The 13,803-nt window shown below is 45.2% G+C and carries 10 protein-coding genes; 5 read left to right on the forward strand and 5 right to left on the reverse strand.

The genetic code is table 11. From position 1 onward, the window contains the following. Positions 1–94 precede the first annotated feature (94 nt). Positions 95–1,861: a signal peptide peptidase SppA gene (gene sppA / locus LZG94_RS14365; RefSeq protein ID WP_233792564.1), complete on the forward strand. Its 1,767-nt coding sequence runs from the start codon at positions 95–97 to the stop codon at positions 1,859–1,861. Between the two features lie 70 nt (positions 1,862–1,931). Here sppA and LZG94_RS14370 read toward each other — a convergent pair whose 3' ends face one another. From LZG94_RS14370 to metH, 4 genes are all read right to left on the reverse strand, one after another. Beyond that, a complete protein-coding gene (locus LZG94_RS14370; RefSeq protein ID WP_215234757.1) occupies positions 1,932–2,852 on the reverse strand; it encodes a YihY/virulence factor BrkB family protein in 921 nt (306 codons plus the stop codon). A gap of 86 nt (positions 2,853–2,938) precedes the next feature. Beyond that, positions 2,939–4,177 carry a NupC/NupG family nucleoside CNT transporter gene (locus LZG94_RS14375; RefSeq protein ID WP_215234756.1) on the reverse strand — a complete coding sequence of 413 codons (1,239 nt, stop codon included), beginning with the start codon at positions 4,175–4,177 and terminating at the stop codon, positions 2,939–2,941. Positions 4,178–4,271: 94 nt separating this feature from the next. Continuing rightward, positions 4,272–4,820, reverse strand: a complete 549-nt coding sequence (locus LZG94_RS14380; protein ID WP_233792565.1) for a nuclear transport factor 2 family protein — start codon at positions 4,818–4,820, stop codon at positions 4,272–4,274. A gap of 200 nt (positions 4,821–5,020) precedes the next feature. After that, on the reverse strand, positions 5,021–8,845 hold the full coding sequence (gene metH / locus LZG94_RS14385; protein ID WP_233792566.1) for a methionine synthase: 3,825 nt from the start codon (positions 8,843–8,845) through the stop codon (positions 5,021–5,023). 192 nt (positions 8,846–9,037) lie between these two features. Here metH and LZG94_RS14390 point away from each other — a divergent pair, with 192 nt between their 5' ends. The 4 genes from LZG94_RS14390 to LZG94_RS14405 all read left to right on the forward strand — a co-directional run bounded on the left by LZG94_RS14390 (position 9,038) and on the right by LZG94_RS14405 (position 12,626). Then, positions 9,038–9,514 (forward strand): Lrp/AsnC family transcriptional regulator, encoded by a 477-nt coding sequence (locus LZG94_RS14390; RefSeq protein WP_215234753.1) that lies wholly within the window; start codon positions 9,038–9,040, stop codon positions 9,512–9,514. A 79-nt stretch (positions 9,515–9,593) separates the two neighbouring features. Continuing rightward, positions 9,594–10,208 (forward strand): RNA polymerase sigma factor, encoded by a 615-nt coding sequence (locus LZG94_RS14395; protein WP_233792567.1) that lies wholly within the window; start codon positions 9,594–9,596, stop codon positions 10,206–10,208. Next, a complete protein-coding gene (locus tag LZG94_RS14400; protein WP_233792568.1) occupies positions 10,198–11,646 on the forward strand; it encodes a hypothetical protein in 1,449 nt (482 codons plus the stop codon). Before LZG94_RS14395 ends, LZG94_RS14400 begins: the two co-directional genes overlap by 11 nt. A 92-nt stretch (positions 11,647–11,738) precedes the next feature. Continuing rightward, positions 11,739–12,626: a Ppx/GppA phosphatase family protein gene (locus LZG94_RS14405; protein WP_233792569.1), complete on the forward strand. Its 888-nt coding sequence runs from the start codon at positions 11,739–11,741 to the stop codon at positions 12,624–12,626. A 17-nt stretch (positions 12,627–12,643) separates the two neighbouring features. On the opposite strand, the gene LZG94_RS14410 is transcribed toward LZG94_RS14405, so the two are convergent. Then, on the reverse strand, positions 12,644–13,789 hold the full coding sequence (locus tag LZG94_RS14410) for an acyltransferase (protein WP_233792570.1): 1,146 nt from the start codon (positions 13,787–13,789) through the stop codon (positions 12,644–12,646). Positions 13,790–13,803 lie beyond the last annotated feature (14 nt).

Consider the following 13,803-nt stretch of genomic DNA (forward strand, 5'->3'; position numbering starts at 1 on the left):
ATTTGACAATATTTCTCCGGGAATGCGGGACATTTAATCCGTAATTTTGTTCATTACGTAGCTTTAAAAGAAAACTTTATATCGTTAATATAAAATGTTGCAATTCCTCAAATATGTGCTCGCTACTTTCGTCGGCATCATCTTGTTTCTCTTCCTCTCTTTCTTCATTTTAGTTGGAATTGGTTCGATGTTCTCTTCTGATGATGAAGTGACGATCAACGAAAAATCTGTCCTCAAACTCGATCTGAATCAGCCTATTGCAGAAGTAGGCGTGGAAAATCCTTTTTCTGATTTCGGCGGGATGTTCAGCGGTAACGAAGATGTAGTGGGCTTGAAAGACATTATCGCGGCTTTAAAAAGTGCGCAGTCTGACGACAAGATCAAGGGTATCTATCTTAAAACAGAAAATCCACAGGCTGGCTGGGCTACTCTGGAAGAGATCAGAAAGCAGCTGAATGAATTTAAGAAATCAAAGAAATTTATCGTCACTTACGGCGAATCTTACTCGGAAAAAGGCTACTATCTGGCATCGGTTTCAGATAAAATATACCTTAACCCGGTGGGCGGAATTGAATGGAACGGATTGTCCGCCGAATATAGTTTCTTCAAGGGAACATTTGACAAACTCGAAATTAAACCGCTGGTTTTCAGGGTAGGAGAATTTAAAAGCGCCATTGAAATGTTTTCCCGCCAGGATATGAGCGAGGCGAGCAAAAAGCAGTCGATCGAACTTATCACCGCGATCAATGATAATTTCCTGAAAAACATCTCTGCCTCCCGTGGCATTTCGGTTGAACAGTTGAAAAATCTGGCCGACTCCCTGGCGATTGAAAATCCAAAATCAGCATTACAATATAAATTCATCACCAATCTGGGTTACCAGGATGAACTTGATTCTTATATCAAGAAAGAGCTGAAAGTGGAGGAGAAAAAGGATATCTCTTTTGTTGGGGTAAACAAATACTTAAAAGGTCCTTCAAAAGGAGACGAAGGTGACTTTAACAAACGGATAGGTGTATTGGTGGCCGAAGGTGAAATTACCTCCGGCAAAGGCGGCGACGAAAGTATTGGTTCCGAGAAATTTGTGAAAGAACTGAAAGAAATAAGGGAAAACGATAAGATCAAAGCTGTTGTGATCCGCATTAATTCCCCGGGCGGAAGTGCATTGGCTTCGGACGTCATGTGGAGGGAGATTAAACTGACCGCGAAAAAGAAGCCCGTTATCGCATCAATGTCCGACGTAGCCGCCTCAGGAGGCTATTACCTTGCAATGGGCTGCGATACGATCGTTGCACAACCCAACACGATTACTGGCTCTATCGGGATTTTCGGACTCGTTTTCAATGTAACCGATTTCATGAACAACAAGCTGGGTATTACATTCGACGGTGTGGGTACAAGTCCACACGCCGACTGGCCGACAGCGACGCGCGAAATGACCGAGTTTGAAAAATCAATGATCCAGAGAAGCGTAAATGAAGGCTACGAAACCTTCACCAGGAAAGCGGCGGAAGGCAGAAAAATGTCGCTTGAAAAACTGAAAAGCCTTGCGCAGGGCCGGGTTTGGTCGGGCGTTGAAGCGAAGGAAAACGGGCTTGTCGATGTTTTAGGCGGAGTTGACGATGCAGTCAAACTAGCTGCAAAAGCCGCGAAACTGAAAGAAGGCGATTATCGGGTGCGTTACTATCCTGAAAAGAAAAAGCCTTTTGATGAATTTTTTGAGAAGATGATGGGCGATGAAGAAGAGAAGGTGACGGCTAAAAATCTTGGTGAATTGGCTCCTTACGTGAAGATGTACAAAAAGCTGATGAATATGGGCGGAACCCAGGCAAGAATGCCTTTCGAGCTCGTGATCAAATAAGCGCTAAATAAGTTATGATATAAAAAATCCCTTCTGATCGGTTTCAGAAGGGATTTTTTATGGGGTTAGATCAACTGACTACCTTCCCCGTGTGTTCATCAAGCTCCTGGCGCACGATCAGTACCGCGTGTTCATTGGGAGCAATACCTATTCCGTCCTGCTTCGCATATACCTTGGTAAACTCGGCCCCGAAATAAAGAATGATCGAAGAATAATAGATCCAGGTCAGTAAAATCACGATCGACGCCGAAGTACCATAAGCCGCGCCGAGGTCGGATTGGCCGAGATAAAAGCTGATTACGAACTTCCCTATCAGAAACAAAATTGCCGTAAAACCTGCCCCTACCATACATTCTTTCCACCGGAGCTTACCGTCAGGCAACACTTTGAAAATTACAGTGAACAGGGAAGTGATCACTACTAGTACCAATGCGAGATTTATAATATAGAATAAAACCACAGAAGCCTCCGAAAAATAGCGTTCAAGCCGGCTGCTCATTAGATCCACCACCGCACTCGCGCCCAGCGACACTACCAGTAAAAAACCCAGGGTAAGTATCATCGAAAATGATATCAGCCTGTTTTTAAGATATTGCAGCCACCCTTTTTTCGGTTTCGATTTAATGGACCAGATAAAATTGATGGAATCTTGCATCTCAGCAAAAACCCCCGTTGCACCAATCAGCAAGGTGCCAATTCCTATCCCAGCAGCAAGTCCGGATTTGTTGGACAGCTCGGCGTTTTTCAGGATCTCCTGCAATTGCGCCGCTGCACTCGCTCCGACAAGACCTTTGATCTGGCCAAAAAGCTCACCCTGGATTGCATCCCGGCCAAAAAATATACTAAACACCGAGATGATGACCAGCAGCATTGGTGCGAGGGAAAATATCGTATAATAGGAAAGAGCTGCACTCAACTTTAACCCATTGTCGTTCATAAACTCGTTAAAGCTCTCTTTGACAAGGGAAAAGTAAAATTTGATTTGTTTCATGAATGTGACTTTCTGCCGGTTAATGACTACTCATTTACCGGAATCCAGAAATATTCATGCCAATTATACTTTGCGTGGTAAGAAGGTCAAAGCAGTAAGCCTGCCAATGTTGCGGACATGTAGGAAGCCAGGGTTCCGCAGATCAGCGCCTTGAAACCCAGTCTGGCCAGATCGGCGCGGCGTGTTGGCGCCAGTTCTCCGATTCCACCAACCTGAATAGCGATTGAACTAAAATTCGCGAAACCGCAAAGTGCGAAGCTCGTGATTACGACCGTTTTATGATCGAGCGTATCCTTTACCTTCACCAGATCCAGGTAGGCCACAAATTCGTTGATCACCATTTTCGTACCCATCAGCGAGCCTGCTGTTTCAATATCCTTGCCCGGAACGCCCATTGCCCAGGCGAAAACAGAGAATACTTTTCCAAGAAGAAAATTAAAACTGAGTTGCGGAAATGAGAATAAGCCGCCGATATAACCAAGCAGATAATCGAGCAGAGCGACTAGTGCGATAAAGCCGATCAGCATGGCGATTACATTGAATCCTACTTTTAAGCCTTCGCTCGCGCCCCCTGCAATTGCGTCCAACAAGTTGGCGTGCGTTTTTTGTCTTTCTAATTTTACTGCGCCCCTCGAATCAGAATGAACAGTTTCCGGGAAAACGATTTTGGAAATAACCAATGCGCCGGGTGCCGCCATTAAGCTGGCAGCGATCAGATAGGGAGCAGGCACCCCCAATGAAATATACACCGCCATCACACCACCGGCAATACAGGCAAAACTACCCGTCATCGACGCCATCAACTCCGAATTGGTCATATTTTTCAGGTAAGGCTTGATCATGATCTGCGCCTCCACTTGTCCGACGAATGTGCTGGCCACATTGGAAAGCGCCTCTACCCCACTCACGCCCATTAACCAATAAACACCTTTTGCAATAAATGAAACGACACGCTGCATGATACCCAGGTGGTACAGCATATTGACCAATACGGCCACGAAAATGATCGTGGGGATAATCTTGAAGAAGAAAACGAAATCGTTGCCCGGGCCGAAAGCGCGTTGCATCAGGTCGGGCCTGACCAGGGAGCTGAAAACAAACTCGGCACCCTTATCTGAGAAGGAAAGCAGTTTCTGCACTTTTTCACCCAACCACTGAAAAATAGCCTGACCTATATCTGTACGAAGAATAAAAACAGCCAGTCCGAATTGAAGACCCAGGCCCACTCCGACAGTACGGTAATTAATTGCTTTTCTGTTATTTGACATTGCAAAGGCAATACCGAGGATCAGCAAAATACCGAGCAGTCCTGTAAATCTTTCCATAAATATTTAGTCGTCACTTTTTACCAAAAGGTGCAAAATAACAACAAAATACCAGTATGTAACATGAGGTTTGAAATATCAGGAATCAGCTCAATTATTTAGAGTTTTTGTCTGATTGTGCAAGTACTTCGACGCTGTCAGCGTGGCGGTGAACGATTTTCCAGGCTTCGTTTTCTTTCCGAAAAACGACGGTTACCTGTAAATCCCGCGTTTCTCCATTCGCCAGTTTGTAGTGTTCTTTTTGCAAAAGATAAGCCTGCTGCTCACCCTGATCGCTGGCTATTTTCTCGAAGGAATACGTATCCACTTTCGTAATAGGCTCTTTCATAGCACCCAGACTGGCTTCTATCTCTTTCCAGCCTTTCAGCGCTGTATTATTATCGCCTCCGAAGATCGTAACCTCCTCCGATTGCAGCCACATGGATTTGAATAACTGAGGATCTCCATTGGCCATTTGAAGATTTGCCTGCTGCAATAGTGTAATAGTTTCGTCAAAAGAAGGTGCAGCTTCCTGCTTCAAGGGTACCATATTCCGGATACGATCCGGCAAAAAAGGCTGGCTGCTCTCCTTCGCTTTGGTTCTGTATTTAAATGATGATGCTAAAATGATGAGGAGGATGAAGACTGCGATATTTTTTTTCATGGCTAATAAACTATTTACTACTTAAATCCTTAATACAAATATCTTATTGAATATACTGAGAAAATAGAGTATAAATACCTGATTATTGCCCGCTATCTCACTTATATACGCCTTTTTACACCAAAAAGTATACATACGCCAAATAAAAAAGGGAAGTGAATAAATTCACTTCCCTTGCAAACGGTTACAAAACTAATCTTCTAATAGCCCAGGATCGGTGACAACCACTTCTCGGTGTCTTCCAGGGACATATCTTTTCTCCGCGCATAATCTTCAACCTGGTCCTTGAATATCTTTCCAACAGGAAAATACCGGCTGTCGGGGTGAGAGAAATACCAGCCACTTACGCTGCTGGCAGGATACATCGCAAAACTCTCAGTTAACTCGATACCAATGCTTTCCGCATCCAGCAAGTCGAATAACGCCCTTTTCTCAGTGTGATCCGGGCAAGCCGGATAGCCCGGAGCGGGACGGATACCCTTATACGCTTCCTTGATCAGCTCTTCGTTTGATAAGGTTTCACTTTTATCATAACCCCACAGTTCCTTCCGCACTTTTTCATGCATTAATTCAGCAAGCGCTTCCACAAGCCGATCCGCTAATGCTTTGACCATGATGCTGTTATAATCATCCTGGTCTTTCTCAAACTTGTTAACAAGCGCCTCAATACCGACACCGGCAGTGACTGCAAATCCTCCAAGATAATCCGTGTGACCAGATTCAAGTGGCGCGATGAAATCTGACAGGCAATAATTGGCCAGATTGGAAGCTTTCTGACTTTGCTGACGCAAATGGTGCAGAACCACGGCTGTATCAGCTACCAGTTCGCCCGAATTCATATTTTCCTGCCCGTGCTGGCTGATCTTGTATTCAATATGGTTGTGAGAACCGTGACGCTCGCAAGGCACTTCGCGGGTTTCCTCTTCAAAATGATGCAGTACAATATCATCCTGAATAGAATTGGCAGGCCAAAAACCTACTACTGCTTTTGCTTTTAACGTTTTATCCCGAATAATCTCACCCAAAAGAACAGCTGCGTCCTCAAAAAGCTTCATAGCTTCCGAGCCAACTACTTTGTCTTCAAATATCTTGGGATATTTTCCGTGCAGCTGCCAGGTCTGGAAAAATGGAGTCCAGTCAATGTATTTGGCAATATCGGCCAGGTCGTAATCGTCGTAAACCCTCGTTCCCAGAAACTGAGGCTTGGTGGCTACGAAATTTTTCCAGTCAATTTTCGCCTTATTTTCACGTGCTTTTTCAATACTGATATGCGCTTTTTCTCCGCCGCGTTTCGCATGATCTTCGCGTAGTTTCGCATATTCTGCTTTAATATCCGCCAAAACTCCTGCCTGGCTGCTTTCGCTCTGGATCAGCTTCCCAGCCACCGGCACCGAGCGGGAAGCGTCCAATACGTGAATGACAGGACCGGAATAATTCGGATCGATTTTAACCGCAGTGTGAATGCGCGAAGTGGTAGCACCACCGATCAAAAGTGGCGTTTTCAGGTTCCTGCGCTCCATTTCTTTGGCTACGCCCACCATCTCGTCGAGCGACGGGGTGATCAGCCCAGACAAACCAATAATATCCACATTATGCTCCAATGCGGCTGCCAGGATCTTGTCAGTAGGTACCATTACACCCAGATCGATAATCTCGTAATTGTTACAGCCCAACACAACACCCACGATATTTTTTCCAATATCATGCACGTCGCCCTTTACAGTGGCCAGCAATATCTTACCCGCAGAACTTCCACCACCAGATTTCTCAGCTTCGATAAAAGGTTGCAGATAAGCCACGGCTTTTTTCATTACCCTGGCCGATTTCACAACCTGCGGTAAAAACATTTTGCCCTCTCCAAAAAGATCACCCACAATGCTCATTCCATCCATTAAAGGTCCCTCAATGACCTCCAACGGGCGACTGAACAAGTGCCGGCATTCTTCAATATCTTCATCAATATAATCCGCCATACCTTTCACCAAAGCGTGGGAAATACGCTCTTTTACAGGCAGTTGTCGCCAGCTCAGGTCGGGGCCGCTTGCCGATTTACCTTTATCTTTAACAGTTTCCGCATAATTGACCAGCCGCTCGGTTGCATCCTGGCGACGGTTCAACAATACGTCCTCAACAAGTTCCAGCACGTCCTTCGGGATCTCATCATAAATACCTATTTGCGCAGCATTCACGATTCCCATATCCATTCCCGCCCTGATCGCGTGGTATAAAAATGCAGTGTGGATCGCCTCGCGCACGGGCTCATTTCCCCGGAAACTGAATGATACGTTGGATACTCCGCCGGATACTTTTGCATGCGGCAAATTCTCCTTGATCCAGCGAACTGCATTGATAAAGTCGACCGCGTAATTATTATGTTCTTCCATTCCCGTCGCGACGGTCAGGATATTCGGGTCAAAAATGATATCCTCGGCAGGGAAACCAACTTCTTCTACCAGAATTTTATAAGCTCTTGAACAGATTTCGATTCGGCGTTCCAGGTTATCAGCCTGCCCCTGCTCATCAAATGCCATTACAACCGCAGCAGCTCCATAGCGCAATACGGTTTTCGCCGATTCCTTGAATTTTTCTTCGCCTTCTTTTAAAGAAATAGAGTTCACAATCGACTTGCCCTGCACACATTTCAAACCAGATTCAATCACTTCCCATTTGGAAGAATCGATCATCAGCGGCACTTTTGAAATATCCGGTTCGGAGACGATCAGGTTTACGAAAGTTTTCATCGCTTCCACCCCATCAATCATCCCTTCATCCAAATTCACGTCGATCACCTGCGCGCCGCTTTCAACCTGCTCGCGGGCAATGCTCAGCGCTTCATCGTATTTACCTTCGCGGATCAGCCGGGCGAATTTCTTCGAACCAGTTACATTACAACGTTCCCCGATATTCACAAAATTGGTCAGCGCCGTGATCTTAACCGGCTCCAAACCAGACAGTTTCATAACCGTCTCGGGCTCAGGAAGCAATCTCGGAGCATGTTTTTTAGCAAGATCAGCGATTACCCGGATATGTTCCGGCGTAGTTCCGCAGCAGCCACCGATGATATTGATCAGATTATCTTTCAAAAATCCGTCGATTACTTCCCCCATTTGTTCCGGCGACTCGTCGTACTCGCCCATTTCATTAGGTAAACCCGCATTAGGGTGCGCAGACGTGTAAAAAGGAGATTCTTTGGCCAAAATCTGCACATAAGGACGCATTAAATCCGCTCCCAAAGCACAGTTCAAGCCCACAGATAAGAGCGGCAAATGCGAAACCGAAGTCAAAAACGCCTCTGTCGTCTGACCAGATAAGGTACGTCCCGAAGCATCTGTGATCGTTCCCGAAATCATTACAGGAAGCGGTTGTCCGGGAATGTTCTTCCAGGAATCCAGCCGCTCTACTTTGCCATTTTTCGCATCTACAAAGAATTGATCAATTGCGAAAAGTGCAGCTTTTGCATTCAATGTATCGAATATAGTTTCTACCAAAAGCAGGTCGCAGCCTCCGTCCGTCAATCCCTTAATTTGCTCATAATATGCTGTTACCAACTGATCAAAGCTGATCGCGCGGTAACCAGGGTTGTTTACATCAGGTGAAAGTGAGGCGGTACGGTTGGTTGGCCCCATTGAACCGGCTACAAATCTTGGTTTGTCGGGCTCTCTTTCCGTAAATTCATCTGCAACTTCCCGGGCCAGTCTGGCCGATTCGTAGTTCAGTTCGTAAACCAGCTCTTCCATTCCATAATCCGCCATCGCGATCGTGGTTCCAGAGAAAGTGTTGGTTTCGGCAATATCTGCACCGGCTTCAAAATAAGCGGCGTGAATTTCCTTGATAATATCCGGGCGGGTTAGCGAAAGCAAATCGTTGTTTCCTTTCACATCCTGAGGCCAGTCCGCGAATCGGTCGCCTCTGTAATCGTGATCCTCCAATTTATATCGCTGGATCATCGTACCCATAGCGCCGTCCAATACCAGAATACGGTTTTTCAGAATTTCGCGAATTTCCGCCTTGTCAGTTGCTACCATTTTATATATGCGTTTATTAAGTTCTGGTGATAGGTGCCCAAAAGAGAGACCTCGATAGTTACAAATTTAGCTCAATAGATTTTTTATTCAATAAAATGAAAAATATCAGACTAAATGTCTGCGTATATCCTATTCGATACACTATTTATCTATATTCGAACCCTTGTTGAATTGAATTAAGATATTCTATCTATGTATAATTTGGATGAAACTGATGCCAAAATCCTGCATTTGCTGCAACAGGATGCGACTTTGAAAACACGTGAATTGTCGGAAAAGTTAAACTTATCCTACACGCCCGTTTACGAACGCGTGCGCAGACTAGAAAAAGAAGGTGTGATCCGGAAATATGTCGCGCTGGTCGACAGGGAAAAAGTTGGTAAAAAGCTCATGGCGTTTTGCAATATCGCTTTAAAAGAGCATTCCAAGAATATGGGAGAAAAATTTGTGAAGGCAGTCACCGCGATGCCCGAGGTAATGGAATGCTTTAATATATCCGGTGATTATGATTTTTTGTTAAAAGTCGTGGTCGACGATATGTCCCAGTATCAGCAATTTTTAATGCAAAAACTGGGATCTCTTGAAAACATCGGCAGTACACATAGTTTGTTTGTAATGGGCGAGATCAAAAATTCTTCCGCCCTGGAAATGCTTTCTGGCAAAAAATAATCTGACACTGCAACATATCGTCGAAGGCCGGCGTAATTGTATTCAAGCGATAAATCCTGACAATTTCGACCCCCTTACATTGCTATTTGGAAGAAAAATATCATTTAGTGAGAACGACTTCGACTCCGTCGTGGCTGCGTGCATTGCCGGTAACAACCAGGCGCAGCGTTACCTCTACAAACAGTTCTTCGGCTATTCCAAAAGCATTTGTCTGAGATACACTTCCACCACGGAGGAAGCGGAAGAAGTTCTAAATGAAGGGTTTTTAAAAGTCTTCAAGAATCTGGAAAAATACGATTCGAACCATCCTTTCAAAGCGTGGTTGCGGACGATTATGGTGAATACGGCCATCAGCTATTACAGGAAGCACAAAAAGCATAGTGAAGATGTGATTTCGCTGGAAGATGCACCTTATCCCAAGTTCGAAGAAGATGTGATTTCGCAGATTACCGCGGACGAAATCCTCGCAATTATCCAGAAAATCAAACCCGTTTACAAAAACGTGTTTTTACTATATGTAGTCGATGGCTACAATCACCGGGAGATCGCAGACCTGCTGCAAATCAACGAGGCGACGGTACGTTCTCATTATGTGCGTGCGAGAGCCCGGTTACAGCATTTAATCAAACAATATTACCCACATCTGTTTCCAAGCGATTGGGCGGTAAAGTCATTCAGAGGAAATGAAAACTAGTCAATTTGAGAATACTATACGTCAGAAATTAGAGAGTATTGAACCCGACTTTCAGGAAGCGGACTGGGCGAAAATGCAGAAATTCATGCATGCGCAGTCACCGCCGACGTTCTGGCAGCAGCATAGTTCATGGATCGGGTACGCGGCCGCAGCTTCGGTTTCGGTGGTAATGGCGTTTCTGTATGTCAACCAGCTCTCGCAAAATAATAATCTGGTTGCAGATGTAAAGAACCTCAAAAACCAGATTGAAGTGATCCGGCAACAACCTTTGCAGGTTCCGAAAGCTGATACGGTGTACCTAGTACAGGCTCCGGCAGCTACCGGGGAAAACCCTGAATACCAAGTAGGTAGTACCCCAAATAAAGAGCGATTCTCTAAGAAAGCGAATCAGTCAGTTTTGGCTAAATCCGATGCGGGAGAATCGCGCAAGAGAACGGGCGGAGCCAGCTACCTGGCTTTCAGCAGAAGAACATTGCCCGCCTATTCCGGCGAAGTGACATTTGAAAATAGGGTTAAAAATGCACCTGACGATCATATTACGGGGGCAAATCAAAACGTTGCTATTTCGGAAAATACGATTGGCAATGCAGCAGGCGAATCTCCGGTTTTGAGTAATATCAATCTGGATCTGGCGGCTCCTCCCGCCAATGCTTCTTTCATCTCAAATAATGGGTCTGTAATATCAAGAAAGATGACTTACAGCCTGGCTAGCAGACTCTCTAACAGACAAATCTATAAAATCACCCAGTTCAATAATGCGCAGATAGCCAAGGCGACGGTTTCTGATAAGAAGGTAGAAAAGACGACAAAAGCAGAAAATGTGGTCCCGAGATTCAATATCAAATCGCCTTACCGTTTCGGCGGCGGGGTACAACTTGAAAGTAATGGTATTGCAAAAACTGTCGTAGGAGAAGTGCTGGTAGGAAAGAGATTTTCGATCACAGCCGGGATCAGCTGGCTGAAAGTGAAGCCGATGGAGTTTTTGACAGATAAGGTATTTAAAGAAAAGATCCGCAAAGATTTCCGAAGATCACACCCGGGCGAAGTGCCGCTGGCACTGGACGTTTACAATATCAAGGTCGATCCGACTTTGGTCCAAATCCCGCTCACAGTAGCATTCCGGAATAATATGAAAGACAACTGGGCTTACTATGCCGGCGCCGGGACCAGCGTGACCATCAAATCACGAGAGAAAGTTTCATTCGATTGCGTCGCTCCGAACCGGGAACATTTTAGCAAAGAATTTGACAAAAAAACAAATACACCTACTGTGGGTTCTGTCAATTTTTCTGTCGGAATTGAGAAAACCTGGCATCCGATTGTAGTACAAGCGGAGGGATATCTTTACACCTATTTCACACCCCTCACCCCACTTAGTACCTCCACCGGACCAGGCGTAAAATTGAAGGTATTATATCAGATAGGCGGAAAAATGTAAGTGATAACCGGCCAAGTTTAGAAGGTATTCCTGCATTTGTGTCGTGAAAACCCTATTTTTGGTTTTTATTTACTCCCCTATTATTAGCTTCCTTGAAATTCGCTGCAATAGATATAGGATCAAATGGTGCCCGCATGCAAATATCTTCGGTATTGCATGACGCCGGTGTTTCCCGTTTCAAAAAGATAGAATATGTCCGATTCCCGCTCCGGCTGGGTCACGACGTATTTACAGAAGGCCGGATCTCTGAAATGAGTGAGGACCGCATGATGAAACTCATGCTCGCCTACCAGCTCCTAATGGAACTTCACGAAGTAGACGATCTCATGGCCTGCTCCACTTCCGCCATGCGTGAAGCCAATAATGGTCTGGAAGTGCGCGACCGCATCGAACAGCGCACTGGTATTCATATTCAGATTATTGACGGACAACGTGAAGCGGAGCTGGTTAATAATGTGGTTGTCAAATCGTTGAGCGATGGACAATATCTTCATATTGACGTAGGCGGCGGCAGTACGGAGCTGAATTTGTACAAAGACCGCGTCAAGATCAATGCAAAATCGTTCAAACTAGGCTCGGTAAGGTTACTAGAAGGAACAGAATCAAAGAATTCCTGGCAGAAGATCAAAGAGTGGATCAACCAGAATGTAGATTACAGCCTGCCAATTGAAGCGGTGGGAACAGGTGGAAACATTAATAAACTGTTCGACCTTTCTTCCAAACTAACCGAAAGCTCAACCAGCCTCGACGAGATATTAAGAATGCGCGATTACATCGCCCAATTCACACTCGATGAACGTATTAACAAACTGCAACTAAACCCGGACCGGGCAGATGTAATTGTTCCTGCGGGAGATATTTACACTTCTGCGATGAAATGGGCTGGCGCTGAGGTAATCCACGTTCCCGATGTAGGCCTCAAAGATGGAATGCTGCAATTGCTTTATGACCGGGCGTGCCGGAGGAAAAAGATCAGTTAACCACAATCGTTTAAATCCTATTCTGAGATAACCGTACTGGTCGGCGTGGCTTTCACGCGGTTCAGCTGAAAGTATTTTTTCAGCTTGATAAATGGATTCTCGAACAAATACCATGAAACCGTAGCCAGAAGGATCAGTACGACCAGGCTCACCATTTTTAAGGAGTTCTCTGAGAATGTGAGGGTTATATGCAGGAAACGATGGAGGAATTTGATAATAAAAGGAACTACCAACGTCGGTACCAGCATATGATATACATACAGTCCGTAACTGATACGACCAATATGCCGCATAAATCCATTGTCCAATATCTTCCCGAAAATCGAAGGAAATCCCTTCTTGTAACTGGCACCTGCCACCAGATACAGACAGAATAAAGATATTGAAGTCCGGAAAAACAGCGTTTTCAGCCAGGAATCGGTATTATTAAAACATATATACAGGAAAACTGCCAATCCTATCAGCGCCAGGATACTAAGTAATTTCCTGAATTTTTCAACGGATTTATCATAGTAGCTCACATAAGCCCAGATAGCGCCAAGCCCGAAAGCATCCAAACAGGTTGGCATCAGTACCCCGTCGCTGTAACCCATCATACCCAATATTCCCCGCGAGGCAATACCCAGGACAACGGTTCCTATTAATGTACCTTTCAGAAATCGCTGTGGCACCATCAGCACCACAAAAGGCCAGATAATATAAAATTGTTCCTCCACCGCCAGCGACCAAAAAGGCGAAAGTACGTCGGACCAGTCGTGCAGCTTTTCGATCAGAAAATTGGAAATATAGAGCAGATAATACAGCGGATAATCATACAACCGACTGGGTACCTGCGGAATAAAATCAATATACTGAATGCACCAGATAACAAGTAAGGTCAGGTAATACAGCGGAAAAATGCGCAGTATCCGACGAAACATGAAGTTTTTGTAAGTAGCGCCCAATCCGTGGGTAGCGAGGTGATTCCGGTTGGCGAGGAGAATGCGGGTGATCAGAAATCCACTCAGAACAAAGAATAAGGTAACGCCGACGGGGCCATTTGCAATCACATTAATGCCCTCTCCCTCGGGAAACCAGTGAAACAAAACTACCAGGGCAACCGCAAACGCCCTTAACCCATCAAGTTGAGAAATATACTCCTGCTGCTTCTGCATGTGTGCCATTTATAACACACCAA

The organism is Dyadobacter sp. CY343, assembly GCF_021390335.1.
In the GTDB taxonomy this organism is placed as follows: domain Bacteria; phylum Bacteroidota; class Bacteroidia; order Cytophagales; family Spirosomataceae; genus Dyadobacter.

Excerpts from the sequence above, each read along its gene's own strand:
- LZG94_RS14400 (WP_233792568.1), top strand. The coding sequence starts at position 10,198 with ATGAAAACTAGTCAATTTGAGAATACTATACGTCAGAAATTAGAGAGT.
- LZG94_RS14370 (WP_215234757.1), bottom strand. The coding sequence starts at position 2,852 with ATGAAACAAATCAAATTTTACTTTTCCCTTGTCAAAGAGAGCTTTAAC.
- LZG94_RS14375 (WP_215234756.1), bottom strand. The coding sequence starts at position 4,177 with ATGGAAAGATTTACAGGACTGCTCGGTATTTTGCTGATCCTCGGTATT.
- metH (WP_233792566.1), bottom strand. The coding sequence starts at position 8,845 with ATGGTAGCAACTGACAAGGCGGAAATTCGCGAAATTCTGAAAAACCGT.
- LZG94_RS14390 (WP_215234753.1), top strand. The coding sequence starts at position 9,038 with ATGTATAATTTGGATGAAACTGATGCCAAAATCCTGCATTTGCTGCAA.
- sppA (WP_233792564.1), top strand. The coding sequence starts at position 95 with ATGTTGCAATTCCTCAAATATGTGCTCGCTACTTTCGTCGGCATCATC.
- LZG94_RS14380 (WP_233792565.1), bottom strand. The coding sequence starts at position 4,820 with ATGAAAAAAAATATCGCAGTCTTCATCCTCCTCATCATTTTAGCATCA.
- LZG94_RS14410 (WP_233792570.1), bottom strand. The coding sequence starts at position 13,789 with ATGGCACACATGCAGAAGCAGCAGGAGTATATTTCTCAACTTGATGGG.